The organism is Streptomyces sp. NRRL F-2580, assembly GCF_000720115.1.
Taxonomy (GTDB): Bacteria; Actinomycetota; Actinomycetes; order Streptomycetales; family Streptomycetaceae; genus Streptomyces.
This window is the reverse complement of the sequence record NZ_JOIR01000010.1, coordinates 207,578-233,701: the sequence shown is the minus strand read 5'-3', so window position 1 is coordinate 233,701 and position 26,124 is coordinate 207,578. Positions and strand designations below refer to the sequence as shown.

The 26,124-nt window shown below is 72.1% G+C and carries 26 protein-coding genes; 6 read left to right on the top strand and 20 right to left on the bottom strand.

Features of this window, described 5'->3' with window-relative positions; translation table 11 throughout:
- The first annotated feature begins 642 nt into the window (after positions 1-642).
- Together IF88_RS43435 and IF88_RS0112920 are read left to right on the top strand one after the other, a co-directional pair.
- On the top strand, positions 643-1,236 hold the full coding sequence (locus tag IF88_RS43435; protein ID WP_199808068.1) for a hypothetical protein: 594 nt from the start codon (positions 643-645) through the stop codon (positions 1,234-1,236).
- Positions 1,224-2,618, top strand: coding sequence for an FtsW/RodA/SpoVE family cell cycle protein (locus IF88_RS0112920; protein ID WP_030710396.1), 1,395 nt, complete (start codon positions 1,224-1,226; stop codon positions 2,616-2,618). Before IF88_RS43435 ends, IF88_RS0112920 begins: the two co-directional genes overlap by 13 nt.
- A 37-nt stretch (positions 2,619-2,655) precedes the next feature.
- Here the strand turns inward: IF88_RS0112920 and IF88_RS0112915 are convergent, their stop codons facing one another.
- The gene (locus tag IF88_RS0112915; protein WP_030710394.1) at positions 2,656-3,570 is read right to left on the bottom strand and encodes a polysaccharide deacetylase family protein; all 915 of its coding nucleotides are present in this window, start codon (positions 3,568-3,570) and stop codon (positions 2,656-2,658) included.
- Positions 3,567-4,517, bottom strand: coding sequence for a polysaccharide deacetylase family protein (locus IF88_RS0112910; RefSeq protein WP_037805799.1), 951 nt, complete (start codon positions 4,515-4,517; stop codon positions 3,567-3,569). Before IF88_RS0112910 ends, IF88_RS0112915 begins: the two co-directional genes overlap by 4 nt.
- A 117-nt stretch (positions 4,518-4,634) precedes the next feature.
- Here IF88_RS0112910 and IF88_RS0112905 point away from each other — a divergent pair, with 117 nt between their 5' ends.
- Entirely contained in the window at positions 4,635-5,831 is a 1,197-nt protein-coding gene (locus IF88_RS0112905) for a THUMP-like domain-containing protein (protein ID WP_030710391.1), read from the top strand.
- 509 nt (positions 5,832-6,340) lie between these two features.
- Here the strand turns inward: IF88_RS0112905 and IF88_RS0112900 are convergent.
- From IF88_RS0112900 to tsaB, 5 genes are all read right to left on the bottom strand, one after another.
- Complete coding sequence (locus tag IF88_RS0112900) at positions 6,341-6,964, bottom strand: hypothetical protein (protein WP_037805852.1); 624 nt, start codon at positions 6,962-6,964, stop codon at positions 6,341-6,343.
- Positions 6,965-7,026: 62 nt separating this feature from the next.
- Entirely contained in the window at positions 7,027-7,299 is a 273-nt protein-coding gene (locus IF88_RS0112895; protein ID WP_030710389.1) for a hypothetical protein, read from the bottom strand.
- Complete coding sequence (gene tsaD / locus IF88_RS0112890) at positions 7,296-8,465, bottom strand: tRNA (adenosine(37)-N6)-threonylcarbamoyltransferase complex transferase subunit TsaD (RefSeq protein WP_030710388.1); 1,170 nt, start codon at positions 8,463-8,465, stop codon at positions 7,296-7,298. Before tsaD ends, IF88_RS0112895 begins: the two co-directional genes overlap by 4 nt.
- Positions 8,458-8,937: a ribosomal protein S18-alanine N-acetyltransferase gene (gene rimI, locus IF88_RS0112885; protein WP_030710386.1), complete on the bottom strand. Its 480-nt coding sequence runs from the start codon at positions 8,935-8,937 to the stop codon at positions 8,458-8,460. The genes tsaD and rimI overlap by 8 nt, the downstream gene beginning before the upstream one ends.
- A 38-nt stretch (positions 8,938-8,975) precedes the next feature.
- Complete coding sequence (tsaB, locus tag IF88_RS0112880) at positions 8,976-9,638, bottom strand: tRNA (adenosine(37)-N6)-threonylcarbamoyltransferase complex dimerization subunit type 1 TsaB (protein ID WP_030710385.1); 663 nt, start codon at positions 9,636-9,638, stop codon at positions 8,976-8,978.
- Positions 9,639-9,825: 187 nt separating this feature from the next.
- Between tsaB and IF88_RS0112875 the strand changes: the two genes are divergently transcribed.
- The gene (locus IF88_RS0112875; RefSeq protein ID WP_078892864.1) at positions 9,826-10,383 is read left to right on the top strand and encodes a hypothetical protein; all 558 of its coding nucleotides are present in this window, start codon (positions 9,826-9,828) and stop codon (positions 10,381-10,383) included.
- A 38-nt stretch (positions 10,384-10,421) separates the two neighbouring features.
- On the opposite strand, the gene IF88_RS45360 is transcribed toward IF88_RS0112875, so the two are convergent.
- From IF88_RS45360 to IF88_RS0112835, 8 genes are all read right to left on the bottom strand, one after another.
- Complete coding sequence (locus IF88_RS45360) at positions 10,422-10,604, bottom strand: hypothetical protein (RefSeq protein WP_063754790.1); 183 nt, start codon at positions 10,602-10,604, stop codon at positions 10,422-10,424.
- A gap of 116 nt (positions 10,605-10,720) precedes the next feature.
- On the bottom strand, positions 10,721-11,287 hold the full coding sequence (gene tsaE / locus IF88_RS0112865; protein WP_030710381.1) for a tRNA (adenosine(37)-N6)-threonylcarbamoyltransferase complex ATPase subunit type 1 TsaE: 567 nt from the start codon (positions 11,285-11,287) through the stop codon (positions 10,721-10,723).
- Complete coding sequence (locus IF88_RS0112860; RefSeq protein WP_051836781.1) at positions 11,238-12,449, bottom strand: alpha/beta fold hydrolase; 1,212 nt, start codon at positions 12,447-12,449, stop codon at positions 11,238-11,240. The genes tsaE and IF88_RS0112860 overlap by 50 nt, the downstream gene beginning before the upstream one ends.
- Entirely contained in the window at positions 12,446-13,582 is a 1,137-nt protein-coding gene (gene alr, locus IF88_RS0112855; RefSeq protein WP_030710377.1) for an alanine racemase, read from the bottom strand. The genes IF88_RS0112860 and alr overlap by 4 nt, the downstream gene beginning before the upstream one ends.
- Positions 13,583-13,724: 142 nt before the next feature.
- Positions 13,725-15,113 carry a bifunctional ADP-dependent NAD(P)H-hydrate dehydratase/NAD(P)H-hydrate epimerase gene (locus IF88_RS0112850; protein ID WP_030710375.1) on the bottom strand — a complete coding sequence of 463 codons (1,389 nt, stop codon included), beginning with the start codon at positions 15,111-15,113 and terminating at the stop codon, positions 13,725-13,727.
- 26 nt (positions 15,114-15,139) lie between these two features.
- On the bottom strand, positions 15,140-15,508 hold the full coding sequence (locus tag IF88_RS0112845; protein ID WP_030710374.1) for a holo-ACP synthase: 369 nt from the start codon (positions 15,506-15,508) through the stop codon (positions 15,140-15,142).
- Between the two features lie 23 nt (positions 15,509-15,531).
- A complete protein-coding gene (gene glmS, locus IF88_RS0112840; protein WP_030710373.1) occupies positions 15,532-17,379 on the bottom strand; it encodes a glutamine--fructose-6-phosphate transaminase (isomerizing) in 1,848 nt (615 codons plus the stop codon).
- A 108-nt stretch (positions 17,380-17,487) separates the two neighbouring features.
- Positions 17,488-18,261 carry a hypothetical protein gene (locus IF88_RS0112835; protein ID WP_051836779.1) on the bottom strand — a complete coding sequence of 258 codons (774 nt, stop codon included), beginning with the start codon at positions 18,259-18,261 and terminating at the stop codon, positions 17,488-17,490.
- An 83-nt stretch (positions 18,262-18,344) separates the two neighbouring features.
- Here IF88_RS0112835 and coaA point away from each other — a divergent pair, with 83 nt between their 5' ends.
- Together coaA and IF88_RS0112825 are read left to right on the top strand one after the other, a co-directional pair.
- Complete coding sequence (coaA, locus tag IF88_RS0112830) at positions 18,345-19,394, top strand: type I pantothenate kinase (RefSeq protein ID WP_030710371.1); 1,050 nt, start codon at positions 18,345-18,347, stop codon at positions 19,392-19,394.
- A 16-nt stretch (positions 19,395-19,410) separates the two neighbouring features.
- Complete coding sequence (locus IF88_RS0112825) at positions 19,411-20,385, top strand: DUF389 domain-containing protein (RefSeq protein WP_030710370.1); 975 nt, start codon at positions 19,411-19,413, stop codon at positions 20,383-20,385.
- Positions 20,386-20,397: 12 nt separating this feature from the next.
- On the opposite strand, the gene glmM is transcribed toward IF88_RS0112825, so the two are convergent.
- The 5 genes from glmM to IF88_RS0112800 form a co-directional block, all read right to left on the bottom strand.
- Positions 20,398-21,756 carry a phosphoglucosamine mutase gene (gene glmM / locus IF88_RS0112820; protein ID WP_030710368.1) on the bottom strand — a complete coding sequence of 453 codons (1,359 nt, stop codon included), beginning with the start codon at positions 21,754-21,756 and terminating at the stop codon, positions 20,398-20,400.
- A gap of 135 nt (positions 21,757-21,891) precedes the next feature.
- Positions 21,892-22,410, bottom strand: a complete 519-nt coding sequence (gene rpsI, locus IF88_RS40255; RefSeq protein ID WP_030710366.1) for a 30S ribosomal protein S9 — start codon at positions 22,408-22,410, stop codon at positions 21,892-21,894.
- A gap of 42 nt (positions 22,411-22,452) precedes the next feature.
- Entirely contained in the window at positions 22,453-22,896 is a 444-nt protein-coding gene (gene rplM, locus IF88_RS0112810) for a 50S ribosomal protein L13 (protein WP_008739660.1), read from the bottom strand.
- Positions 22,897-23,127: 231 nt separating this feature from the next.
- Positions 23,128-24,396 (bottom strand): glycosyltransferase family 87 protein, encoded by a 1,269-nt coding sequence (locus IF88_RS0112805; RefSeq protein ID WP_030710364.1) that lies wholly within the window; start codon positions 24,394-24,396, stop codon positions 23,128-23,130.
- Positions 24,397-24,465: 69 nt separating this feature from the next.
- Entirely contained in the window at positions 24,466-26,094 is a 1,629-nt protein-coding gene (locus IF88_RS0112800; RefSeq protein WP_030710362.1) for an ABC-F family ATP-binding cassette domain-containing protein, read from the bottom strand.
- Positions 26,095-26,124 lie beyond the last annotated feature (30 nt).

The window sequence follows — 26,124 nt, the reverse complement described above, 5'->3', positions numbered from 1 at the left end:
GTCGCCCTGCGGGCAGCTCGGCAGGACTTCCAGCGGCTTGCCGGCGGGGGTCGGTCCGCGGGCGGTTGCCCTACGGCCAGCCCGGCAGGACTCCCAGCGGGCTAGTCGGCGAGGGTCGGCCGCGACTCGGTTGCCGTACGGCCAGCCCGGCAGGACTCCCAGCAGGCTTGTCGGCGGGGGTCGGTCCATGGCGCGGTTGCCGTACGGCCAGCTCGGCAGGACTCCCAGCGGGCTTGTCGGCGGGGGTCGGTCCGTGGCGCCGCGCCGGGATGTCTCCTCGGCTCGCGCCTGCGGGCATGTCACGGCCACCGAGGGCGGTTGCGCGCTCGTCCTGCGGGGACACCCCGGCACGTCCCCACTCCCCTCCCGCCGTCGAAGCCGGGGCGTGGGGCGGGGACACGCAGGAGGGTCCCCGCAGGACGAGCGCGCAACCCAGGCCGCACAGCTGGACCATCCCCGCAGGCGCGAGCCGAGGAGACCCTCGTGCGGGGCACCGACCCACCACACCACCAAGCCGCCCGCAGGGCACCCGGCACCGGCCCACACCGTCGAGCCGCCCGCAGGGCACCCGGCACTGGTCCACACCGTCGAGCCGCCCGCAGGGCGTGGGTCCCCGCAGGACGAGCGCGCAACCCAAGCCTCATGGGCCTGGACAGCCGCCGGGACCAGAACGGCGAGAAGCTGCCCGAGGAGGTCCTCGACCAACTGCACGCCGGCAGCTCGGACATCGGCGGATACAACGCGAACACCTTCCCCGTGGGGCCGCAGACGCTCGACGGCCGGCAATCGCTCGCCTTCGTGCGCCAGCGGCACGGTCTGGACATGGGCGACCTGGACGTCGGCCGGGACCTTCACCGACCCCGTGGAGCTGCTCAAGCTGGTCGACGCCGCGAAGCAGGACGTGGCCACGGACGAGGGATGGGACGTGCCGGCGTTCGTGAAGCAGGCGAAGAGCCTGTCCGGGGGAAGGTGCAATTCACGACACTTCCCATCGAAGGCTTCGGAAGGAACCATGGGGAGGACATCAACGTCGTAGATGATATGAAGATAAAGCGCCTCATTGCCGAGCAGATCGGACCCAAAGCCGCCGCGAGCCCCGGCGCCCCGGGCGCCGCGTCCGCACCTCCGGCGTCACATGGGGCGTCACCTGAGGCGTCACGCGAGGGGTCGTCCCCGCCCTCTTCGTCCTCCCCGTCTTCCCCCAAGGACGGTGGCGGCATCCCGTGCGTGGACTGAAGCCCCTGACGTCGGCGGGCGCCCGCCGCCGTACGGAGGCGCTGCTCCTGGTCTTCGTCATCGCCATCGCCGTCTTCGGCCACGCCGCCGCGGGCCTCGCCATGAACGGCGAGCTGCCGCCCAACCTCGCCGGCTTCACCATCAGCATGACCCTGCTGTCCCTGGTGGGGCACTTGGGCGTGCGCCGCTTCGCGGCCTACGCGGACCCCCTGGTCTTCCCCATCGCCATGCTGCTGACGGGGCTCGGGCTGGTGCTGCTGCACCGCCTCGACCAGGGCTACATCGAGCGCTACAACTCCGACGCCAACGCCCCCGGGCAGCTGATGTGGACGGTGGTCGGGGTCGCCGCCTGCCTCCTGGTACTGGCGCTGCTGCGCGACCACCGGCTGCTGCAGAGGTTCATCTACATCACGATGGCCGTCGCTCTGGTGCTGCTGATCGCGCCGGCCTTCTTCGGCGCGGACACGTACGGCGCGAAGCGGTGGATCAAACTCTTCGGCTTCTCGCTGCAGCCCGGAGAGTTCGTGAAGATCATGATCGCGGTCTTCTTCGCCGGGTACCTGGTCATCCACCGGGACTCGCTGGCGCTGACGGGCCGCAGGTTCCTGGGCGTGCGGCTGCCCCCGATGCGGCAGCTCGCGCCGATCGTCACGGTGTGGATCGTCTCGATGCTGGTGCTGGTCTTCGAGCGCGACCTCGGCACCTCGCTGATCTTCTTCGGCGTGTTCGTGGTCATGCTGTACGTCGCCACCGAGCGCACCGGCTGGATCGTCTGCGGCCTGGTCATGGCCTCGGTCGGCGCGTTCGTCGTCGGCTCGACCGAACCCCACGTCAAGGCGCGCGTGGCGGCCTGGCTCAACCCGCTGTCGTACTACTGGGAGAACCGGCCGCCGGGGATCACCTCGGACCAGTCGGCGCAGGCGCTGTTCAGCTTCGGCACGGGCGGCATCTCGGGCACGGGCCTCGGGCTGGGCCACCCCGAGCTGATCGCCTTCGCGGGACGCAGCGACTTCATCCTGACCACGGTGGGCGAGGAGCTCGGCCTGGCCGGGGTCATGGCCGTCCTGATCCTCTACGCACTCCTCGTGCAGCGGGGGCTGCGCATGGCACTCGGCGCTCGCGATCCCTTCGGCAAACTGCTGGCGGTCGGCCTGGCCTCGGCGCTGGCCCTGCAGGTCTTCGTGGTCGCGGGCGGCGTGACGGGCCTGATCCCGCTGACCGGCAAGGCCCTCCCCTTCCTGGCCAAGGGAGGCTCCTCCCTCCTGGCCAACTGGATCATGATCGCCCTCCTGCTCCGCATCAGCGACAGCGCGGAACGCCAACGCGAGGCCGACGCCCGCGGCCCGGCGGAAACGACGATCACGCCGGTGGTGCGGGCGTAGGGGGCGGGGGCGGGGCCTGGCTTCGGGAGCCAGGCCCCTACAAGTAGTCCTCCAGGCGGCCTATGCGGTAGCCCTGTTCCTGGATGCGTTGGAGCATGCGCGTCGTCATCTGGGTTTCCGTGGTGCCCTTGAGTTCGGCCGGGCCGCGGAAGTGGGCCAGGACGATGTCGCCCGGGTGGAGGGCGGAGCCCTCGGCGTACTGGAAGTTGTTGATCTGCATCGACACCCGCCACAGGACGAGGGACGAGACACCGCACTCCGAGGCTGCCCGGAGGGTGTCGTCGTTGTAGTTGCCGAAGGGCGGGCGGAAGAGCGGCGGGCGCGTGCCGAAGCGCTGTTGCAGGTGGTCCTGCTGGCCGCATATCTCCTTCTTCTGCGCCGCGAAGGAGAGCGTACGGAGGTTCGGGTGGGTCAGCGTGTGGTTGTTTATCGTGCTGCCGGAGCCGTTGTCGCGGAGCTTCTCGAAGTGCCCGTAGTCTGCCGACGCGACACTGTGCGTCAGGAACATGCTGATGGGCAGCTTGAGGTCGGCCGCCATCTTGAGGAACTCGGGGTCCTTCTCCGCGCCGTCGTCGAAGGTCAGGAAGACCACTTTCTCCCCGGCCGGCACGGGTATTCGGTCTATCACCGGGACCTTGCCGGGGGCCGCCTTCGGGATCTGCGGCTTCTGGGCGGGCTTCGGCGCGTAGGCGAGCGGGGCCGTCAGGCCCCATTTCCGGTACGCCTCGTCGCCCGCGCCCCCCGGCGCCGGCGTCGCGGGCGCCGACGGCCCGGCGGCGTCGGCACCCTTCGGGTCCTTCGAGCCCTTCGGGTCCTTGGACGCGGACTCCGTCCCCTGCGTCGTGCGCCCCAGTCGTCCACTGCTGTCCGCGCTGTCCCCGCACCCCGTCAGGGACAGCGCGAGCGCGCCGGCCGCCAGCGTTCCGGCTACGAACCGGCGCGCGTGCTTCACAGATAATCCTCCAGGCGAGCCACGGCATACCCCTTGTCCGTGACGGTCTTCATGACATGACGGATCATGTCAGGCATCGTGCCCTTCCAGTCCTCCTTACCCCGGAAGTGCGTGAGGATGATGTCACCGGGGTGCAGGTCCCGGTCCCACTCGCGGTAGTCCATGCGGTTCGTGAACGCCTCGGCGTTCCACAGCGGGACGGCCTTGATGCCGCAGGACTTCGCCGCGCGCAGCGTGTCCTGGTTGTAGTTGCCGTACGGCGGCCGGAAGAGGGTCGGCCGCTTGCCGAACTGCTTCTGGATGATGTCCTGCTGACCGCAGATCTCCTCGCGCTGCTGCTCGTACGACAGGCCGGGCATGTAGCGGTGGTTGATCGTGTGGTTGTTCAGGGTGACGCCGGCGGCCTGCATCTCCTTGAAGTACGGGTAGTTGTCCCGCACGACGTAGTCGCTGAGGAAGGCCGTGTACGGGATCTTCAGCTCCTTCATCATCTTCAGGAACTCGGGATCCTTCTCCGACCCGTCGTCGATGGTCAGGAAGACGACCTTGTCCTCGGTCGGGACGGTGGTGAAGACCGGTGGGTACTCCTCCTGGTCCTCGACCTCGAAGCCGTCGCGCGTGGTGATCTCGGGCTTCTCCTTCGGCGCGGCCGGGGCGGTGAGCGGCGTCTTGCGCAGCCCCCACCGCTTCGCCGCGGCGACGCGTGCCTGCTGGGCCGCCTTGGCCTTCTCGGCGGCGCTGAGCGCACCCGCGGCGCCCGCCTCGGCGGCCTTGGCGGCCTTCTCCTTCGCGGCCTTGTCCGGCCCGTCGGATCCGCCGGAGCCGCATGCCGTTCCGAGGGCGGCGACGAGCAGGGCTGCGACGGCCACCCCGAACCGGCTGCGCGAACCCGCCGCGTACCGGTGACCCTGTTGCGAGTTATGTTCCTTTTGTCGTACTAGCTGCATAGCAGCGCATCCTGGCACCCGACACACGGGCTTCCCGGAAGACACCGCGAACGCGGTCGCACCTTCCTTCGACTGGCCCACACCGTCCGGGTCCGCCCCGTCGCCGACAATGGACCTGTGACCCCCGAAGACTTCGCCGCCCTCCTCACCCCCGAGGGCCGCGCCCTCCTCGACTGGCTGCGCGACTACGACCCCGCCCAGGAGCTCGCCGTGGCCACCCGGCTGCGCCGTGAGCACCCCGCCGGGCTGGTCTCCGCCGCGCTCGGGCAGGCCCGGCTGCGGCAGCGCGCGGTGGCGAAGTTCGGCGCCGAGGACGCCTTCCGGATGTACTTCACGCCCGGCGGCGGCGAGATGGCCACCCGCGCGTCCGTCGCCTCGTACCGGGCGGAGCGGCTCGCGGCCCTCGGCGTACGCAGCCTCGCGGACCTGTGCTGCGGCATCGGCGGCGACGCCCTCGCCCTGGCCCGGCTCGGCATCCGGGTGCTCGCGGTGGACCGCGACCCGCTGACGGTCGCCGTCGCGCGGGCCAACGCCGAGGCGCTGGGGCTGGGGGACCTGATCGAGGTGCGGGAGGCGGACGTGACGGAGGTGGACACCTCCGGCTACGACGCCGTCTTCATCGACCCGGCCCGGCGCGGCGGGCGCGGGCGGGTCTTCGACCCGGAGTCGTACTCGCCGCCGCTGTCCTGGGCCGTCGCCACCGCCCGTACGGCGAAGTACGCGGCCATCAAGATCGCCCCCGGGATCCCGCACGAGGCCGTGCCGGAGGAGGCCGAGGCCGAGTGGATCTCCGACCAGGGGGACGTCAAGGAGGCGGTGCTGTGGTTCGGGACCGCGCCCGGGACCGTGCGCGCCACCCTGCTGCCCGGGCCGCGCGGGCTGCGGACCACCGATCCGCTGCCCGATCCGCCGGCCGGGCCGGTCGGCCGCTGGCTGTACGAGCCCGACGGCGCCGTCATCCGCGCCCACCTGGTCGCCGAGGTCGCCGAACAGCTGGACGGCCGGCTCATCGACCCGACCATCGCGTACATCACCGCCGACGAGCTGCGCGCGACGCCGTACGCGACCGCGTACGAGATCACGGACGTGCTGCCGTTCGGCCTGAAGAAGCTGAAGGCCCTGCTGCGCGAGCGCGGGGTCGGCATCCTGACCGTGAAGAAGCGCGGCTCGGCGGTCGAACCGGAGGAACTGCGCAAGAAGGTCAAACCGCAGGGCCCGAACTCCGCGACGGTCTTCCTGACCCGGGTGGCGGGCGCTCCGTCGATGCTGATCGGCCACCCCGCCGGGCCGCCTGCGGCGATGCTCGAACGGTGACTTCCCGCGGGGCCGCCTGCGGGGCCGCCTGCGGGGCCGCCTGCGGCGACGCCTGAGCAGCGACCCCCGCGCGGCCGCGGCCGGGCGACGGGCCTCGCCGACGGGGCGCACACGACGGCCCCGCAACCTGCGCTACCCGGGCAGCCGGCGGAGCAGGTGCGGCGGGCCCGCCTGGCGTAGCCGGCACGGGGCTGGAGCCGCCCGGAACCGGCGCAGCCGACGCAGCCCAAGCGCGGGCACAGCCGAGGCGTCCGGGGCGCCGGCCAGGCGCGGGCACAGCCAGGCGTGAGCACAGCCCGGCGTCAGCACAGCCCAGGCGTGAGCGCAGCCCAGGTACCGGCACAGCCAGGCGCGGTTACAGCCGAGGGGTCCGGGCGCAGCCCAGGCGCGGGCACAGCCGAGGGGCCCGGGCCCAGCCCAGGTACCGGCGCAGCCCGGCCGGCGCGGGCGCAGACGTGGGCCCGGGAGGCCGGCTGGGGGGCGGGGGCTCGCAGGCGTCGGGGCTGTGGTTACGGCGTGGGTGGCGTGCGGGTCGTGCGTAGGGCCCAGCGGTAGTGGGCGGCGGCCTTGGCGATGCCCAGGAGAGCGGTGATCCACAGGATCATGCCGAGGCCCATGTAGTACGTGACCTCGCCGTACGTCTCCTGGCCCGGGCGGGCCGAGACGGCGACGCCGAAGGTCACCCACAGCCCGGCCACGCCCAGGGCGAGGGAGGCCAGCAGCCAGGTCAGGCTCCGGCCGGGCGCGCGCATCCGGGCGTCGGCCTCCGGGTCCCGGCCCGCCTCGGCCCACGCGCACAGCAGCCGCCGCACCTCGCGGTCGCGCCGGGCGCCCCACGCGAACCAGAACCCGGCCGGGACCAGCACGCCGGCGCCCAGTACGAGGAAGACGAGCGCGAGGACGAACGAGACCGGGTCGCCCTGCTCGAAGGCCATCAGGGCCATGCCCACGAAGGACCAGCCGAGGGCGAAGACGGCCGAGACGGCCCAGAGCAGCAGCAACCGCCCGATGCCCAGGCTGCGTTGGGCCAGGTCGTGCAGGAAGCGCGCACGGTCGGCCCGTACGTGGCCCTCGTCCGGCCAGGCGCGCAGGTGCGCGGGCGGCGGCGGAGGCGGCAGGTCACGGCGAGGCATGCACATGACCATAGCCGCAGCCCGGGACCACGCCCGGACCGGGCCGGACCGGGCCGGAACCGTCAGGCCCCGTCGACCTCCACCGACTCGAACCGCCAGCGGTGCACCGCCCGCGTGATCAAGTCGGCCGCGGGCTCCGGCAGTTCGGGAAGGTCCGCCGACACCCCTTCGGCCGCCTCCCACCAGGTGATCACGAGCACGCGGTCCTGCGGCGCCCGGAACACCTCGCGGCGCACCGGCTCCCGGGCCAGGACCTGGGCCCTTGCCCACTCAAGGAGTTCGTTGCCCCGGCCGTCGGCGGCCCGGACCTCCCACATCAGCGCGACGGTGCTCATGAGTAGAGGTTGTCCTTGCTCAGCTCGTGCACGTGGTCGTGGTCGTGACTGTGTCCGTGGCCGTGTCCGTGGCCGTGCGCATGACCGTGGCCGTCGTCGTGACCGTCGCCGCCCCCGTGGGACGTCCCCGGCACATGCGGGTCCGTCACCGGCAGCGAGGAGTCCGCCGACAGGTCCCAGTCGGAGGGCGCCCGGTTCCGCTTGACCATCTCCGCGCCCAGCGCCGCCACCATCGCGCCGTTGTCCGTGCACAGCTTCGGCCGCGGCACCCGCAGGACGATCCCCGCGTCGTCGCACCGCTCCTGCGCGAGCGACCGCAGCCGGGAGTTGGCGGCCACACCGCCGCCGATCATCAGGTGGTCGACACCCTCGTCCTTGCACGCCCGGATCGCCTTGCGCGTGAGCACGTCGACCACGGCCTCCTGGAAGGATGCCGCCACGTCGCGCACCGGCACCTCCTCGCCGGCGTTCCGCTTCGCCTCGATCCAGCGCGCCACAGCCGTCTTCAGCCCGGAGAAGGAGAAGTCGTACGCCGCGTCGCGCGGCCCCGTCAGCCCGCGCGGGAAGTTGATCGCCTTCGGGTCGCCCTCGCGCGCGAGCCGGTCGATGACCGGGCCGCCGGGGAAGCCCAGCTGGAGCACGCGCGCGATCTTGTCGAAGGCCTCGCCCGCCGCGTCGTCGATGGTCGCACCCAGCGGCCGTACGTCGGAGGTGATGTCGGGTGCCAGCAGCAGCGAGGAGTGCCCGCCGGAGACGAGCAGCGCCATCGTGGGCTCCGGCAGCGGGCCGTGCTCCAGCTGGTCCACGCAGATGTGCGAGGCCAGGTGGTTCACCCCGTAGAGCGGCTTGCCCAGCGCGTACGCGTACGCCTTGGCCGCCGAGGTGCCCACGAGCAGTGCCCCCGCGAGGCCCGGTCCGGCCGTGACCGCGATGCCGTCGAGGTCGCGGGCGCTGACCCCGGCCTCCTTCAGGGCGCGCTCGATGGTGGGGACCATCGCCTCCAGGTGGGCCCGCGAGGCCACCTCGGGCACGACGCCGCCGAAGCGGGCGTGCTCGTCGACGCTCGACGCGATGGCGTCCGCGAGCAGGGTGGTGCCGCGGACGACGCCGACGCCGGTCTCGTCGCAGGACGTCTCGATTCCGAGGACGAGCGGTTCGTCAGCCATTGCTCTCACTGCTCTCAGTTCGTGCTTGTGCGGGGTCGGTCAGTCGCATGACGAGCGCGTCGACGTTGCCGGGCTGGTAGTAGCCGCGCCGGAAGCCGATGGGCTCGAAGCCGAAGCGCTCGTAGAGCTTCTGGGCCCGGGTGTTGTCCACCCGTACCTCCAGCAGCACCTCGGCGCACTCGAACGCGGTGGCGGCCCGCAGCAGGTCGGTCAGGAGCCGGGCGCCGAGCCCGGTCCCCCACTGGTCGCGGGCGGCCGCGATGGTCTGTACGTCGGCCAGGTCGCCGGCGGCGGCCAGCCCGGCGTATCCCACGAGCCGGCCCGACGCGTCCTCGGCCACGACGTAGCGGCGGGTGGCCTGCGGGCCGCGGGCGTGGGCGAGCTCGGACCAGAACATCCCGGCGGACCAGGCGTCCTCGGGGAACAACTCGTGCTCCAGTTCCAGCACGGGCCCGATGTCCCACCAGCGCATCTCGCGCAGGGAGTGCGGGGTGTGCGGGGTCGCCGGGGTCACTGCGGGGTGACCACCTTGTAGTTCTTGGGCACCTGCGCGTCGGGCCGGCGCAGGTAGAGCGGGGTCGGGGGCAGGAAGTCCGCCCCCGCCGCCAGCCGTTCCGCGGCCAGGGAGGCCAGCGCGGCGGCGGACTGGTGCTCGGGGCCGCGCGCGTCCGGGAACACCTCGGGGTACAGGAGCGCGCCCTGGCCCACCGCGGGCACACCCGCGACCTGCTCGGCGATCTCGGCCGGGCGGTCCACGGCGGGCTCTGCGACGCGCGTGCGCGGGTCCTCGTACCGGGCCCAGTAGACCTCCTTGCGCCGCGCGTCGGTGGCGACGGTGAAGGGGCCCTCGATCCCGGCGGTGCCGGCGGCGTAGGCGAGGCCGTCGAGCGTGCACAGCCCGTGCACGGGCACGCCCAGCACGGCGGCGAAGGTGGTGGCGGTGACGAGGCCGACGCGCAGCCCGGTGTAGGGGCCGGGGCCGACCCCGACGACGATGCCGGTGACGGCGTCGAGCTTCACCCCGGCCTCGGCGAGGACCCGGTCCACGGAGGGCAGCAGCAGCTCCCCGTGGCGGCGGGCGTCGACCTGGTTCGACTCGGCGAGGACGGTCTCGCCGTCGTGCAGGGCGACGGTGACGGCGGGCGTGGCGGTATCTACAGCGAGCAGGAGCACGCGAACAGCCTACGACTCCGGCGGCCGCGCCCCTTGCGGCCGGTCGAAAAAGGGGGGCGGCTGCTACCTTTCGACCGAGGGATCACTGAGGTATCGGTCGAGCCGTCGGCCGAACTGTCGGTCGAAGCATCGGTCATCGGTCGAAGCATCGGTCGGGGTGTCGGTCAGCGCGGAGAGGTGGAGCAAGGTGGCACGCAGCAGCTCGGGAATCGTGGCCGGGCTCACCATCGTGGCGGTGGCGGCGGTCGGTTTCCTCGGCTACCAGGCCTCCGCCACGGCGCCGCCGCGCCCCCCGAAGGCGGCCGCGCAGAACCCGGCCCCCGCTCCGAGCCAGCCCGCCGCCAAGCAGGACGCGGCGAAGCCGGTGCCCGTGCCGGAGGGCTCCGGCACCGGGACGCGCGTCGTGTACTCGGTGGGTCAAAAGCGGGTGTGGCTGGTGGGCGAGGCCGGGCAGGAGCCGAAGTCGTTCACGGTGATGCCGAGCACGGTGCATCCGAAGGCGGGCACCTACATCGTCGGTTCGCGCTCCGGTTCGGTCACCGGCTCGGACGGCGTGCCGATCGAGCACGTCGTGCGGTTCGCCACCGCCGAGGGTGTGGCGGTCGGTTTCAGTGCCCGGCTGGACGGCGCGACGCCGGCGCCCGACGCGGCGAAGAAGACCGGCGGGATCCGCATGACGCGCGCCGACGGCGACGCGATGTGGGCCTTCGCGACGATCAACTCGAAGGTCGTCGTCGTTCCCTGACCGGAACCCCGACCTTCACCCGTACGTGCGACTGCGACTCAGGCCGCTTCGGATTCCGGAGCGGCCTCTTCGCGTGCGGCGCCGTCCTGGGGCCCGCCCGGCACGTGTTCACGTGCGGGCGGTGTCGAGACGGCGGTGGCGGCCACTCCGGCGGCGAGCAGCGTCCGCATGGAGACGACGGACGGGCGGGGATCGCGCTGTGCTCCTGCTGGTGCCGACATGGCTGCCTCCTGGACCCCGGGACACCGAACTTAGGCATACCTAAGAAACTCTCGGTACCATGTCACCACGAGGGCTGCCACCAGCGCAATATCTTGCCGACGAGTTGTCGGTACGTTTACTCCGAGAAGGCGCCCGCCAGTGAGTCCAGCCCGGCCCCGGCGGTCCAGCGCGTCCCGACCCCGCGCACCGCGACCTCGCGCACGTCGTCCAGCACCTCCTCGTGGCCGACCGCGCGCGCGATCACCACGTGCAGGCGGTCGTCGGAGAGCTCCTCCACCTTGCCGTCGCCCCATTCCACGACGACCACGGACTCGGGCAGCGAGACGTCGAGGTCCAGATCCTCCATCTCGTCCAGCCCGCCGCCCAGGCGGTACGCGTCCACGTGCACCAGCGCCGGCCCGCCGGTCAGCGAGGGGTGCACGCGGGCGATCACGAAGGTCGGCGAGGTCACGGCCCCGCGCACGCCCAGGCCCTCGCCCAGGCCGCGGGTCAGCGTGGTCTTGCCCGCCCCCAGCTCGCCGGTCAGCAGGACGAGGTCGCCGGGGCGCAGCAGCGCGGCGATCCTGCGGCCCAACTCCTGCATCGCGTCCGGGGAGCCGACGGTGATCCGGGTCTCTGCGCTGCCCTCGGCCTCAGGTGCCGGCGCCTGGCTGCGCTGTGCTTCCAGCGGTACTTCTTCCATGCGCGCCAACGTTAGTCGGTGTGGGGACCGGGACCGCGCCGGTCTGCGCCAGCAGTCCGGTGAGCAGCCGCGTCACGGTCTCCGGGCGCTCCAGCATCATCAGGTGGCCGGTGGACTCCAGGACCACGAGGTCGGCGCCGGGCAGCGCCTCCTTGATGGCCACGCTGTGCCCCGGCGGAGTGATCATGTCCTTGTCGCCGGCGATGACGGTGACCGGGATGTCCGCGAACAGCCGGAGCGCGGCCGTCTTGTCGTGGGTCTGGAAGGCCGGGTAGAACTCGGCGACCACGTCGATCGGGGTGGCCTCGATGAGCCGCTCCGCGAAGCGCGTGACGCCCGGGTCCACGTCCCGGGAGCCGAAGGAGTACATCTTGATCATGCCGGCGAACAGGTCGGCGGTGGCCCGGCGGCCCTTCTCCACCAGCTCCACCTGCGAGCCGAGCGCCCTCAGCACGCCCGGCAGGATCCGGCGCACGGCGCCCACCCCGACGGACGGCAGCCCGTACGTCACCTCGCCGAGGCGGCCGCTGGAGGTACCGACCAGGGCCACGCCGACCACGCGCTCGCGCACCAGGTCGGGGAACTGCTCGGCGAATCCCATGATGGTCATTCCGCCCATCGAGTGACCCACGAGGATCAGCGGGCCCTCGGGGGCGGCGGCGTCGATGACGGTCTTCAGGTCGCGGCCGAGCTGCTCCATGGTCAGCGGCTCGCCGTCCGCCTGGGCGAGGCCGCGGGCGCTGCGGCCGTGGCTGCGCTGGTCCCAGTAGACCGCGCGGACCATTCCGCGCAGGGCGGCGCGCTGGAAGTGCCAGGAGTCCTGGCTGAGGCAGTAGCCGTGGCAGAAGACGACGGTGGCCGGGGACGCGGCCTTGCGCCGCAGCCGGCGCCGCTTGCCCTCGTCGGGCACCTCTTCGACCTCGTAGTACAGCTCGGTGGCGTCCTCGGCCCGGCAGGTCCCCTCGGTGCCGCGCAGGGAGCCGTAGTCCCCGGCGGCGTCGAGGGCCAGGCGCGCCTTCATGCGCATGCCGCGCCCCACGGTGATCCGCTCGACCGCGACACCGGCCGCCGCGCCTGCGGCTATCACGCCGATGGCGGCGCCGGCCCAGCCGGCCTTGCGCCAGTTCTCGCTCACGCCGCCGCCCTCACTCCGCTCGCTCAGCCGCCCAGGTACACCCGGGGCACACGGCCACCGATACGGGTGACGATCTCATACGCGATCGTGTGCGCCGCTTGTGCCCAGTCCTCGGCGGTGGGTTCACCGCGTTCCGCGTCCCCGAAGATGACGGCTTCGTCGCCGACGAGGGCGTGGTCTCCATCCAAGTCGACCACGAACTGGTCCATGGCGACGCGCCCGGCGACCTGGCGGATCCGGCCGGCGACGAGCACCGGACCGCGCCCGGAGGCGTTCCGCGGGATGCCGTCGGCGTAGCCGGCCGGGACCAGCGCGAGGTTCGTCTCGGTCCCGGTGACGTAGTGGTGGCCGTAGCTGACGCCGTGCCCGGCGGGGACGGTCTTGACCAGGGCCAGGGAGGCCTTGAGGGTCATCGCGGGCCGCAGGCCCAGCTGGGCCGGGGTGCCGAGCTCGGGCGCGGGCGAGACCCCGTAGACGGCCAGCCCGCAGCGCACCAGGTCGAAGTGGGACTCGGGCAGGGTGAGGGTGGCCGGCGAATTGGCGATGTGCCGGACCTCGGGCTCGACGCCCTCCTTCTCGGCGTACGCCAGCATGTCGCGGAAGGCGGCGAGCTGGAGCTGGATGGAGGGGTGGCCGGGCTCGTCGGCGCAGGCGAAGTGCGACCAGACGCCGGTGACCCGGACGGTCCCCTCGGCCTGGGCGGCGACGGCCGCCCCGACCAGGGCCTCCCATTCGGCGGGCTGGCAGCCGTTGCGGCCGAGGCCGGTGTCGGCCTTGAGCTGGATGCGCGCGGTCCGGCCCGCCGCGCGGGCTGCCGCGCGTACCTCGTCGAGGGCCCACATACCGCTGACGGACACGTCGATGTCGGCCTCGACGGCCTCCCGCCAGGGCCCGCCGGGGGTCCACAGCCAGCACATGAGGCGCCCCCGGATGCCGGCGGCGCGGAGCGCGAGGGCCTCGTCGGGCGTGGCCGTCCCCAGCCAGGTGGCACCGGCCTCCTGGGCGGCCTTGGCGCACTCCAGGGCCCCGTGTCCGTAGGCGTTCGCCTTGACCACGGCCATCAACTCGGCCCGGGGTGCCCGCTCGCGCAGTGCGCGCACGTTCTCCCGTACAGCACCAAGATCGATCTCGGCGTACACGCGCGTCGGTGTCTCGTTCATCGCCCCCAGTCTCTCAGAACCCCCACCCTGCCCTGCCTTTCAGCCCCCGCGCCCCTCCGGCTTCGCCGCGCCATTCCAGCCCCGCCGGCGTTTGAGGCGCGGGGCTCCGGGGGCCGGCCCCCGGCAGCGGCGCGGCGCGAGGTCACGGGCGGGCGGCGTTGCGCCACGCGGTGGGGAGGGCTTCGGCCAGGTGGTGGGCCAGAAGGGGGCCGCCGGTGAGTCTGGCGGCCAGGCCGTGGAGGTACGCCGCCACCGCACCCGCGTCCGCCCCCGACAGGCCCGCCGCCAGCAACGACCCCGCCAGCCCCGACAACACGTCCCCGCTGCCTGCGGTGGCCAGCCACGAACTCCCCGTCGGATTCACCCGAACCGCGCAACCGCCGGAGGCGACCAGCGTCGTCGACCCCTTCAGCAGGACCGTCGCCCCGTACCGGGACGCCAGCCTCCGCACCGCCCCCAGCCGCCCCGCCTCCACCGACTCCCGCGACACCCCCAGCAGCGCCGCCGCCTCCCCCGCGTGCGGGGTCAGCAGCGTCGGGGCCGTCCGGGCCCGCAGCACGTCCGCGTCCAGCCCGCGCAGCCCGTCCGCGTCGACCAGCACCGGTACGTCGCCCGCGAGCAGGTCCGCGACCTCGCCCGCGCGGCCCTCCCCCAGTCCCGGCCCGACCACCCAGGCCTGCACCCGGCCGGGCCCGATCAGCGTCTCCGGGTACCGCGCGAGCACGGCCTCCGCCGCCGGCCCCACGTACCGCACCGCACCCGCACCGCCCCGCAGGGCCCCCGCCACGGTCAGTACGGCCGCGCCCGGGTACTGCGCGGAGCCTGCGACGATCCCGACCACGCCCCGCCGGTACTTGTCGCTCGACGCCGTGGGCACCGGCAGCAGCCCCGCGACGTCCGCGTGCTGCAACGCCTCCACCTGCGGCGACGGCAGCTCCAGCCCGATGTCCACCAGCCGCACCACCCCCGCTCGCGAGGCCCCGGGATCGATCAGCAGACCGGGCTTGTACGCCCCGAAGGTCACCGTCACGTCGGCCGTGACGGCAGGCCCCGCCACCTCGCCGGTGTCCGCGTCCACCCCGCTCGGCAGGTCCACGGCCACCACCGGGACCCCCGACGGGATCCGTTCCACGAGCGCGGCCGCCGCAGGCCGCAGCCCGCCCCGCCCGCCGATCCCGAGCAGCCCGTCGAGTACGAGGTCCGCGCGGTGCGGGACGGCCTCCTCGACCCGGCCGCCGGCGGCCCGCAGCGCGGCCAGCCCGCCCGGGTGCATCCGTTCGGGGTCCATCGGCACCGCCGTCACCGCGGCCCCGCGCCGGGCGAGGCGCGCCCCGGCGTAGAGCGCGTCACCCCCGTTGTCGCCGGGCCCGACCAGCAGCACGGTCCGGGACCCGTACACCCGTCCGAGCAGCCCCGCGCAGACGGCGGCCAGTCCGGCCGCCGCCCGCTGCATCAGGGCGCCTTCGGGCAGCCGGGCCATCAGCTCCCGCTCGGCGGCCCGTACGGTCTCCACGCTGTAAGCAGTACGCATGGCACCAGCCTGCCCCACGGCGGGCGTCAGCCCTCGGCGATCACCACGGCGGAGGCGACGCCGGCGTCGTGGCTCAGCGAGATGTGCCACGACTTCACCCCCAGCGCCAGCGCCCGCGCCTCGACCGTCCCCGACACCCGCAGCCGCGGCTGCCCACTGTCCTCCACGTACACCTCGGCGTCGGTCCACAGCATCCCGGCGGGCGCGCCGAGCGCCTTGGCCAGGGCCTCCTTCGCGGCGAACCGCGCGGCGAGCGAGGCGGTCCCGCGCCGCTCACCGCTCGCCAGCGTCAACTCGGCGTCGACGAACAGCCGCCGCGCGAGGCCCGGCGTGCGCTCCAGCGCCGCGCCGAACCGTTCGATCTCCGCCACGTCGATCCCGACGCCGATAATCACGTGCTACAGCTCCATCCAGGTCACTACTCCACGGTCACGGACTTTGCGAGGTTACGCGGCTGGTCCACCTCGTTCCCCCGCGCCGTCGCCAGTTCGCACGCGAAGACCTGCAAGGGCACGGTCGCCACCAGCGGCTGGAGCAGCGTCGGCGTCGCCGGGATCCGGATCAGGTGGTCGGCGTACGGGACGACCGCCTCGTCGCCCTCCTCCGCGATCACGATGGTCCGCGCCCCGCGCGCCCGGATCTCCTGGATGTTCGACACGATCTTGTCGTGGAGCACGGAACGTCCGCGCGGCGACGGCACGACCACGACCACCGGCAGGTCCTTCTCGATCAGCGCGATCGGCCCGTGCTTGAGCTCGCCCGCCGCGAAGCCCTCGGCGTGCATGTACGCGAGCTCCTTGAGCTTGAGCGCGCCCTCCAGCGCCACCGGGTAGCCGACGTGGCGGCCCAGGAACAGCACGGTGTTCTTGTCGGCGAGGGAGCGCGCGAGCTGCCGTACCGGCTCCATGGTCTCCAGTACGGTGTCCACCGCCGCGGCGATGTCCGACAGTTCGCGGACCACGGCCTGGATCTCGTCGCCCCACTTCGTCCCCCGCACCTGCCCGAGGTACAGCGCCACGAGGTAGCAGGCGACCAGCTGCGTCAGGAACGCCTTCGTCGAGGCGACGGCCACCTCCGGACCCGCGTGCGTGTAGAGCACGGCATCCGATTCGCGCGGGATCGTGGACCCGTTCGTGTTGCAGACGGCCAGCACCCTGGCCCCCTGCTCGCGCGCGTGCCGCAGCGCCATCAGGGTGTCCATGGTCTCGCCGGACTGGGAGATCGCGACGACCAGCGTCCGCTGGTCCAGGATCGGGTCGCGGTAGCGGAACTCGCTCGCCAGCTCCGTCTCGCACGGGATGCGCGTCCAGTGCTCGATGGCCAGCTTCGCGATCATGCCCGCGTGGTAGGCCGTACCGCACGCCACGATCACGACCTTGTCGACCTCCCGGAGCACCGAGACCGGGATGCGCACCTCGTCCAGGGTCAGCGAGCCGCTCGCGTCGATCCTGCCCAGGAGGGTGTCGGCGACGGCCTTCGGCTGCTCGGCGATCTCCTTGAGCATGAAGTAGTCGTAGCCGCCCTTCTCGGCCGCCGAGGCGTCCCAGTCCACGTGGTACGCCCGCACGTCCGCGGGCGCACCGTCGAAGGTGGTCACCGTGACCCCTTCGCGGCGCAGCTCCACGACCTGGTCCTGGCCGAGCTCGATCGCGGACCGGGTGTGCGCGATGAACGCGGCCACGTCCGAGGCGAGGAAGTTCTCGCCTTCGCCGACGCCCACCACCAAGGGCGAGTTGCGGCGCGCGCCGACCACCACGTCCGGCTCGTCGGCGTGCACGGCGACCAGCGTGAAGGCGCCCTGCAGACGCCGGCACACCTGCCGCATGGACTCCGCGAGGTCGCCCGTCGCCGAGAAGTGCTCGGCCAGCAGGTGCGCCACGACCTCGGTGTCCGTCTCGGACTCCAGCCGGTGTCCGCGCTCGGCGAGTTCGGCCCGCAGCTCGGCGAAGTTCTCGATGATGCCGTTGTGCACGACGGCGACCCGCCCCGAGTTGTCGAGGTGCGGGTGGGCGTTGGCGTCGGTGGGCCCGCCGTGGGTCGCCCACCGGGTGTGCCCGAGTCCCGTGGAGCCGGCCGGCAGCGGGTGCCCGACCAGTTCCTTCTCCAGATTGACGAGCTTGCCGGCCTTCTTGGCGGCGGCCAGGCTGCCGTCCGAGAGCACGGCGACCCCTGCCGAGTCGTAGCCGCGGTACTCCAGCCGCTTGAGTCCGGCGATGACCACATCGAGCGCAGACTGCGCTCCCACGTAACCCACAATTCCGCACATAGGCCGCAGCGTACGCCGTAGTTGGCCCTGCGCCCCGTACCTGAACAAGACGAAAACCCCGCCCCGGCGACTGAGCCGGAGCGGGGTTGCCGTTCGGTCGGGCGGGGTTCAGCCGAGCTTCTTCACCTGCGCGGCCACGATGGCGGTCGGCTTCTCCGCGACGCCCAGGGCCGACGCGGTGTGGGTGGCCAGCACGTTGCCCTTGCGGACGACGACGGTCTCGGTCGTGACCTTCGTGCCCTCGACGTCGGCCTCCAGCGTCAGGGCGATCGCCTCGTCGCCCCCGGTGGCAGCGGAGGACACCACCTTGTCGATCTTGGTGTTCTCGCCCTCCATCGTCAGCGAGAAACCGCCCGCGCACGCGGTGGCCGCGGTCTTGACGGCCGCGAAGGCCTCCTCCGCGCCCTTGCCCTCGTACGAGGCGAGGGTCACCGAGGTCCGGGTGCCGGCGAGGGCCTTCAGCCCCGCGGTGGCCGCGTCCTCGGCGCCGGCGCCCTCCTTGGGCTTGGCGACGGCCTTCATCCGCGCCACACCGGCGGCCGTACCGACGGTGGCCGTGCCCTGCGTCCTGACCACGGGCTGGCACTCGGCCTTGTCGCCCTTCGCGGCCTCACCGATCGCCACCTCGTCCTTCGGGACGGCGACGACCACGTGGTCCGGCAGATCGGCCTTGGTCAGGATCAGGGCGGACAGCTCGGCGTCCGTCTTCGCCTTGGCGGCCGGGGCGGCCGGGGCCGACGAGGAGGCGGGCGCCGACGGCTTGGCATCGGCCTTGGTGTCGGCCTTGTCGGAGCCGCAGGCGGTGGCCAGCAGGGCCAGGTGCGCCGGTTGGTGAGCGGGGCGAGCCCCCTTTTGCCCCGAATCGAGCCCGCCCCGCCGCAACCCCCCGCCCGCCCCTCCCCCGCCCCCGCGCACGTGACCGACCACACCACCCACAACCGCCCCCGAGCCCCGACAATGGCGGTGTGATCACTTCGCCGCCACGAAGCAGCACGCCGGACGACGCAACGGAGCGACGCGGCCGGGAGGGGCACCCCACGCGCCCTGCCCACCGCCGGGGCCCCGAGGCCTCGCCGTACGTCGACCTCACCCGGGACGAGTGGAGCGCCCTGCGCGAGCGGACCCCGCTGCCGCTGACCGCCGACGAGGTGGAGCGGCTGCGCGGCCTCGGCGACGTCATCGACCTCGACGAGGTCCGCGACGTGTACCTGCCGCTCTCCCGCCTCCTGAACCTCTACGTCGGCGCCACCAGCAACCTCCGCGGCACCCTGAACACCTTCCTCGGGGACGCGGGCAACGGGCACGGCGCCCAGCAGGGCACGCCCTTCGTCATAGGGGTCGCAGGTTCGGTCGCCGTCGGCAAGTCCACCGTCGCCCGCCTCCTCCAGGCCCTGCTCGCCCGCTGGCCCGAACACCCGCGCGTCGAGCTGGTCACGACCGACGGGTTCCTGTACCCGATGAAGGAGCTCCAGCGGCGCGGCCTCACCTCCCGCAAAGGCTTCCCGGAGTCCTACGACCGCCGCGCGCTCACCCGTTTCGTCGCCGACATCAAGGCCGGGAAGGACGAGGTCAGGGCCCCGGTCTACTCGCACCTGATCTACGACATCGTCCCCGGCGAGGAGCTCGTCGTCCGCCGCCCGGACATCCTCATCGTCGAGGGCCTCAACGTGCTCCAGCCGGCCCTCCCCGGCACGGACGGCCGCACCCGCGTCGCCCTCGCCGACTACTTCGACTTCAGCGTGTACGTGGACGCGCGCCCCGAGGACATCGAGCGCTGGTACCTCAACCGCTTCCGGAAGCTGCGCGAGACCGCCTTCCAGAATCCTTTCTCCTACTTCCGCAAGTACACCCAGGTCTCCGAGGAGGAGGCCATGGAGTACGCGCAGACGATGTGGCGGACGATCAACAAGCCCAACCTGCTGGAGAACGTGGCACCCACCCGCGGCCGGGCCACCCTCGTCGTCCGCAAGGGTCCGGACCACAAGGTGCAGAAGCTGAGCCTGCGCAAACTCTGAAAGCTACGCTGCGGGCATGCTGCATCTGCGGATGATCACCCCGCACCACCTCACGGAGCGGGTGGTGGAGCTGATCGACCAGACGGTCGGCACCACCCACCTGGTCGTCCTGCCCGGAGCCGCCCGCGACCCGGAGGGTGACCTGGTGCTCTGCGACATCGCCCGCGAGTCGGCCGACGAACTGCTCCAGGAGATGCGCGCCCTCGGCGTCGACCGGACCGGTTCGATCGCCGTCGAGAACATCGACCTGTCGATCTCCCGGCGCGCCGACCAGGCGGAAGAGGAGGCTCCGGGCGAGGCCGCCGACGCGGTGGTCTGGGAACAGCTCGCCGAGTCGACGCACGAGGAGTCCACCCTCACCATCACCTACGCCGCCTTCATGATCCTGGCGACGATGATCGCGGCGTGCGGTGTCGTGCTCGACAACGCCGTGCTGATCGTGGGCGCGATGGCGGTCGGCCCGGAGTTCGGCCCGCTCGCCGGCATCTGCACCGGTCTGGTGCGGCGCAGACCCAAACTGGCCTGGCGCTCGTTCGTCGCGCTGGCGGTCGGTTTCACGGCGGCGATCATCGCGACGACGGTCTTCAGCCTGGTCATGGACGCGCTGGGGCTCTTCCACGAGCACCTGCTGGAGAACGAACGGCCGAACACCAGCTTCATCTGGCAGCCCGACCCGTTCTCGTTTGTCGTGGCGCTGCTCGCGGGCGTGGCCGGCATGCTCTCGCTGACGTCCGCGAAGGCCGGTGCCCTGGTCGGCGTGGCGATCTCCGTGACCACCGTCCCGGCGGGCGCCAACGCCGCCGTGGCCCTCAGCTACGGCGACCTCGGTCAGATGTGGGGCTCGGGCATCCAGCTGGCACTCAACCTGGGCGGCATCATCCTCTCGGGGACGCTCACCCTCATCGCCTGGAAACTGCTGTGGCGCACCCAGCACAACCGGATGATCCGGAAGCCGGGTGCGCCACGCAGACCTGGTGGAGGCGCCCTCTAGGAGGTGGGCCTGCTAGCCGAGCGCCGACTTCACGACGTCCGCGAGACGGCTGGCGATCGCGCGGGCCTGCTCGATGTCGGCGGCCTCGACCATCACCCGTACGAGGGGCTCGGTGCCGGACGGACGGAGCAGCACCCGTCCGGTGGTGCCCAGCTCACGCTCGGCGTCGGCCACGGCCGCCGCCAGCTCCGCGGAGGTGGTGACCCGGGACCTGTCCACGTCGGGAACGTTGACCAGCACCTGCGGCAGCCGCTGCATGACGCCCGCCAGCTCGGCGAGGGACTTGCCGGTGGCCGCGACCCGCGCCGCCAGCAGCAGGCCGGTCAGCGTGCCGTCACCGGTCGTCGCGTGGTCGAGGATGATCACGTGGCCGGACTGCTCGCCGCCCAGCGCGTAGCCGTGCTCCTTCATCGACTCCAGCACGTACCGGTCGCCGACCCCGGTCTGTACGACCTGGATGCCCTCGCCCTCCATGGCCAGCTTGAAGCCCAGGTTGGACATCACGGTGCCGACCACGGTGTTCCCGCGCAGCTGGCCGGCCTCGCGCATGGCCAGCGCCAGCACCGCGAGGATCTGGTCGCCGTCGACCTCCGCGCCGGAGCCGTCCACGGCGAGGCAGCGGTCGGCGTCACCGTCGTGCGCGATGCCGAAGTCGGCGCCGTGCTCGACGACGGCCGCCTTGAGCAGGCCGAGGTGGGTGGAGCCGCAGCCGTCGTTGATGTTCAGGCCGTCCGGCGCGGCGCCGATCGTGATGATCTCCGCGCCGGCCCGGGCGAAGGCCTCGGGCGAGACGTAGGCGGCCGCGCCGTGCGCCTCGTCCAGGACGATCTTCAGGCCGTCGAGGCGGTTGGGGAGGACCCCGATGAGGTGGGCGACGTACTTCTCGAAGCCCTCGGTGTAGTCGGAGACCCGGCCGACGCCGGAGCCGGTGGGCCGGTCCCACGGGGCGCCGGTGCGGTGCTCCTCGTAGACGGACTCGATGCGGTCCTCCAGCTCGTCGGCGAGCTTGTGGCCGCCGCGCGCGAAGAACTTGACGCCGTTGTCCGGCATGGCGTTGTGGCTGGCGGAGAGCATCACGCCGAGGTCGGCACCCAGCGCACCGGTGAGATACGCCACCGCCGGGGTGGGCAGCACACCGACGCGCAGGACGTCCACGCCCGCGCTCGCGAGGCCGGCCACGACCGCCGCCTCGAGGAATTCGCCGGAGGCCCGGGGGTCCCGGCCGACCACGGCCGTCGCCCGGTGGCCCGCGAAGGTGCCCGCTTCGGCCAGTACGTGGGCAGCCGCCACGGAGAGGCCGAGCGCGAGCTCCGCCGTCAGATCCGCGTTGGCAACGCCGCGTACACCGTCCGTCCCGAAGAGTCGTCCCACTGTTGTCCTCCCGAGTTTCCGCATCGCATTGTGACCGCTTGTGACAGGTTTTGCCGCTTGTGGCGGTAAACGAACCGCCCCGGCAGCACAGAGAGTGCTGCCGGGGCGGTTTCGTTGCAGAACAGCAGGCGCAGATTAACGCTTGCTGTACTGCGGAGCCTTACGGGCCTTCTTGAGACCGGCCTTCTTGCGCTCGACCGCACGGTCGTCGCGGGAGAGGAAGCCGGCCTTCTTCAGCGCCGGGCGGTTGTTGTCCACGTCCGCCTCGTTCAGCGCACGGGCCACGCCGAGGCGCAGGGCGCCGGCCTGGCCGGACACGCCGCCACCCGAGATGCGGGCGATGACGTCGTAGCGGTTGTCGAGCTCGAGCAGCTTGAACGGCTCGTTGACTTCCTGCTGGTGCACCTTGTTGGGGAAGTAGTCCTCAAGGGTGCGACCGTTGATCTTCCACTTGCCGGTGCCCGGAACGATCCGGACGCGGGCGATGGCGTTCTTGCGACGGCCCAGGCCGGCGGCCGGCTGGGGGTCGCCGAAGCGGCCGGCAAGGGACTCGGAGGTGTAGTCGCCCTCGACGACAACCTCGGACTCGCTGGTGTACTCCTCGACGTTGCCCTCGAACTCTTCGACGGTCGTCTCGGCGGTGGTCTCGGCCACGATGCTCCTCAGAATTTTCTACGTCTTAGGGGGTGGCCGGAACTACTGCGCGACCTGGGTGATCTCGAACGGCACCGGCTGCTGGGCAGCGTGGGGGTGCTGGTCGCCCGAGTAGACCTTCAGCTTCGAGAGCATCTGACGGCCCAGGGTGTTCTTGGGGAGCATGCCCTTGATGGCCTTCTCGACGGCCTTCTCCGGGTTGTTCGCCAGGAGGTCGTCGTAGCGCACGGAGCGGAGACCACCCGGGTAGCCGGAGTGGCGGTACGCCATCTTCTGCGACGCCTTGTTGCCGGACAGGTGAACCTTGTCGGCGTTGACGATGATGACGAAGTCGCCCATGTCCATGTGGGGGGCGTAAGTCGGCTTGTGCTTACCCCGCAGGAGGGCAGCGGCCTGGGTCGCCAGACGGCCGAGGACAACGTCCTGGGCGTCGATGACGAGCCACTGGCGCGAGATGTCGCCGGGCTTGGGGCTGAACGTACGCACGCGTATGCCTTCGCTTCTTCAGTGGTGGTATCCCACGGGCGCAAGCCCCACGGGAAGGTCCTGACAGGGTCACCACGGACGATCACGACAGCCCTCGTTCACATCGGGGACGCAACCCGTGTGAACCGCTGGTCATCGGTCCGGTGGACCGGCGCAAGGCCCTTTCACGTGAGAATGAGCAAGCCAATACGCATAACAAACCAGCAGGATACCCAAGCAGACCCGTACGGGTCAAAACGCGGTCCGCGATGCCGATTCTGCTGGCGTCGCGGCGCACTCCGGTTCGGTCCTGGGTGGGGACCCCGCAGTTGTTACTGGCCCCAGAATAACCCGACCGGAGCGCAGCACACGACGCGCCAGCAGAATCACGAGCCCGCACAGGGTCGCGCAGTCCTTGAAGGCGCGCCGCTTGTGGGCCAGCTCCGAGGGCCACGGGACCAGGGCCACCTGGGGCGTCAACGCCAGCCAGAACCAGGGCGATCGGGGCATCGAGCCCGGCCGCACCGCCGAGGCCAGCAGCAGCGGAAGCACCACCAGCAGGTAGTGGTCGAAGGACGGCCGCGACACCAGGAATGCGGCGAGCATCACCAGGCAGGCGGTCTCCACCAGCCGCAGCTCACCCCCGTCGGCCTCGTCCTGCCTGTGCCACCGCACCCAGACCGCCCACAGACCGGCCCCGGCCCCCGCGAACGCGAACAGCACCGCGAGCGGCTCGGGCACCCCCAGCCGCGGCAGCACCGCGATCGGCGAGGCGTCCCAGGGCAGCGCGTACGCGTCCTGCCCGTGGAGCAGGAAGGGCAGGGTCTTGGTGAAGAACAGCGACGGGCTCGGCATCATCAGCGCGCCGGCCAGCGAGAGCCCCAGCGGCACCAGCACCGCCGCGGCCAGCCCCCGCCACTGCCGGGCGAGCAGGAACAGCAGCCCGATCGGCACCAGCATCGGCTTGCACGCGATCGCCAGCCCGACCACCAGCCCGGCCGCCGCCCACGACCGCCGGTGCGCGAGCAGCAGCGCCACCGGCAGCGCGGCCGCCGAGATGGCGGTCCAGTTGCCGATCAGCACGAGGTTCACGTACGGCTTGTAGGCGAGGGCGAAGACCGCGAAACCGCCGACCGCGAAGCGCGAGCGCAGCGGCACCGAGAACATCCGCAGCGCGGCCAGCCAGCCCGCGCCCAGCAGCCCCGACATCCCGACCGGCAGGACCCACTGCAGCACCATCCGCGGCAGCAGGGCCTCCGGGACCGCCATGATCACGGCGCTGGGGAGGTAGAGGAAGCGCTTGTCCTCGTACGGGGACCCGCCCGCGAGCAGCGTCTGCGCCGCCTTGACCACGAAGGCGTTGTCCGAGCCCCAGTTCGCGCGCAGGCTCGTGGAGACGGCGACCCCGAGGAGCACCGCGAGGGAGAGCACCTGCAAGGACCGGGAGGCCGGCCGCAGCAGCCAGTCGATCAGCCGGCTCCCAGAGGCCGGCGTTCCGGAGGTCTGGTTCTCCCACTTCATCAGCCAGATGCTAGGCCGCAGCCCCACGACGCCTGCCCCTCACTCATCCGAGGGGGTGACGGTATCCCCCTAGCGCTTGCGTTCGACTCTACGTTCGTCCCAGACGGGCTCCTGAGTCTCCCGCACAACACCGTCCGAACCGAAGACCAGGTAACGGTCAAATGTGCGCGCGAACCAGCGGTCGTGCGTGACGCACAGCACAGTCCCCTCGTACGCCTCCAGGCCGTCCTGGAGCGCCTCCGCGGACTCCAGGTCCAGGTTGTCCGTCGGCTCGTCCAGCAGCAGCGCCGTGGTCCCCGCCAGCTCCAGCAGCAGGATCTGGAAGCGTGCCTGCTGGCCGCCCGAGAGCTTCTCGAACGGCTGGTCGCCCTGGCGCTCCAGCTCGTACCGGCGCAGCGCGCCCATCGCCGCGCCGAGCGGCTTCGCCGCCTCCGTCCACAGGATGTCGACGAGGGTGCGGCCGAACAGTTCGGGGTGGGCGTGCGTCTGCGCGAAGTGGCCGGGAACCACCCGTGCGCCCAGCTTCCACGTGCCCGTGTGCTTGACGTCCTCGCCGGCCATCAGCCGCAGGAAGTGCGATTTGCCGGAGCCGTTCGAGCCCAGCACGGCGACCCGCTCGCCGTAGAAGACCTCCAGCGAGAAGGGCTTCATCAGCCCCGTGAGCTCCAGGTTCTCCACCGTCAGCGCGCGTACGCCCGTACGCCCGCCCTTGAGCCGCATCCGGATGTCCTGCTCCCGCGGCGGCTCCGGCGGAGGGCCCGCCTCCTCGAACTTCTGGAAGCGGGTCTGCATCGCGCGGTACCGCGAGGCCATGTCGGGGCTGCTCGCGGCCTGGTTGCGCAGCCGCAGGACCAGGGCCTTGAGCCGGGCGTGCTCCTCGTCCCAGCGCCGCTTGAGCTCCTCGAAACGCGCGAAGCGCTCCTTGCGGGCGTCGTGGTAGGTGTCGAAGCCCGCGCCGTGCACCCAGACGTCGGAGCCCATCGGGCTCGCCTCCAGGCTGATGATCTTCTCGGCGGCCCGGGTCAGCAGCTCCCGGTCGTGCGAGACGAACAGCACGGTCTTGCGGGTCGCCTTGAGCTGGTCCTCCAGCCACCGCTTGCCGGGGACGTCGAGGTAGTTGTCCGGCTCGTCGAGCAGCAGCACCTCGTCCGGCCCGCGCAGCAGCGCCTCCAGCACGAGCCGCTTCTGCTCACCGCCCGACAGCGTGCGGACCTCGCGGAACTGCGCGGTGTCGTACGGGATGGCCAGCGCGGCCATGGTGCAGACGTCCCACAGGGTCTCCGCCTCGTAGCCCTGGACGTCCGCCCAGTCGCTGAGCGCCTGCGCGTAGGCCATCTGCGCGGCCTCGTCGTCGACGGTCAGGATCAGCTGCTCGGCCCGGTCCACGGCCTTGGCGGCCTCCCGGATCCGCGGCTGGGCCACCGACACCAGGAGGTCCCGCACGGTCGTCTCGTCCCGCACCGAGCCGACGAACTGCGACATCACGCCGAGACCGCCGGAGACGGTCACGCCGCCGCCGTGCGGCTGGAGCTCCCCGGAGATCATCTTCAGCAGGGTGGTCTTGCCGGCCCCGTTCGCCCCCACGAGGGCGACCACCGACCCCTCCCCCACGCGGAAGGAGACGTCGGGGAGCAGGACCCGCCCGTCGGGAAGGTAGTACTCCAGGTGGCTGACTTCGAGATGTCCCATGCCCGGCATTCTCCCGGTCCGGTGCCGATCCACCCAACC

Excerpts from the sequence above, each read along its gene's own strand:
- IF88_RS43435 (WP_199808068.1), top strand. The coding sequence starts at position 643 with ATGGGCCTGGACAGCCGCCGGGACCAGAACGGCGAGAAGCTGCCCGAG.
- IF88_RS0112910 (WP_037805799.1), bottom strand. The coding sequence starts at position 4,517 with ATGCAGCTAGTACGACAAAAGGAACATAACTCGCAACAGGGTCACCGG.
- IF88_RS0112900 (WP_037805852.1), bottom strand. The coding sequence starts at position 6,964 with ATGCCTCGCCGTGACCTGCCGCCTCCGCCGCCGCCCGCGCACCTGCGC.
- IF88_RS0112895 (WP_030710389.1), bottom strand. The coding sequence starts at position 7,299 with ATGAGCACCGTCGCGCTGATGTGGGAGGTCCGGGCCGCCGACGGCCGG.
- tsaD (WP_030710388.1), bottom strand. The coding sequence starts at position 8,465 with ATGGCTGACGAACCGCTCGTCCTCGGAATCGAGACGTCCTGCGACGAG.
- rimI (WP_030710386.1), bottom strand. The coding sequence starts at position 8,937 with ATGCGCTGGTGGGACATCGGGCCCGTGCTGGAACTGGAGCACGAGTTG.
- IF88_RS45360 (WP_063754790.1), bottom strand. The coding sequence starts at position 10,604 with ATGTCGGCACCAGCAGGAGCACAGCGCGATCCCCGCCCGTCCGTCGTC.
- tsaE (WP_030710381.1), bottom strand. The coding sequence starts at position 11,287 with ATGGAAGAAGTACCGCTGGAAGCACAGCGCAGCCAGGCGCCGGCACCT.
- alr (WP_030710377.1), bottom strand. The coding sequence starts at position 13,582 with ATGAACGAGACACCGACGCGCGTGTACGCCGAGATCGATCTTGGTGCT.
- IF88_RS0112850 (WP_030710375.1), bottom strand. The coding sequence starts at position 15,113 with ATGCGTACTGCTTACAGCGTGGAGACCGTACGGGCCGCCGAGCGGGAG.
- glmS (WP_030710373.1), bottom strand. The coding sequence starts at position 17,379 with ATGTGCGGAATTGTGGGTTACGTGGGAGCGCAGTCTGCGCTCGATGTG.
- IF88_RS0112825 (WP_030710370.1), top strand. The coding sequence starts at position 19,411 with ATGCTGCATCTGCGGATGATCACCCCGCACCACCTCACGGAGCGGGTG.
- IF88_RS0112805 (WP_030710364.1), bottom strand. The coding sequence starts at position 24,396 with ATGAAGTGGGAGAACCAGACCTCCGGAACGCCGGCCTCTGGGAGCCGG.
- IF88_RS0112800 (WP_030710362.1), bottom strand. The coding sequence starts at position 26,094 with ATGCCGGGCATGGGACATCTCGAAGTCAGCCACCTGGAGTACTACCTT.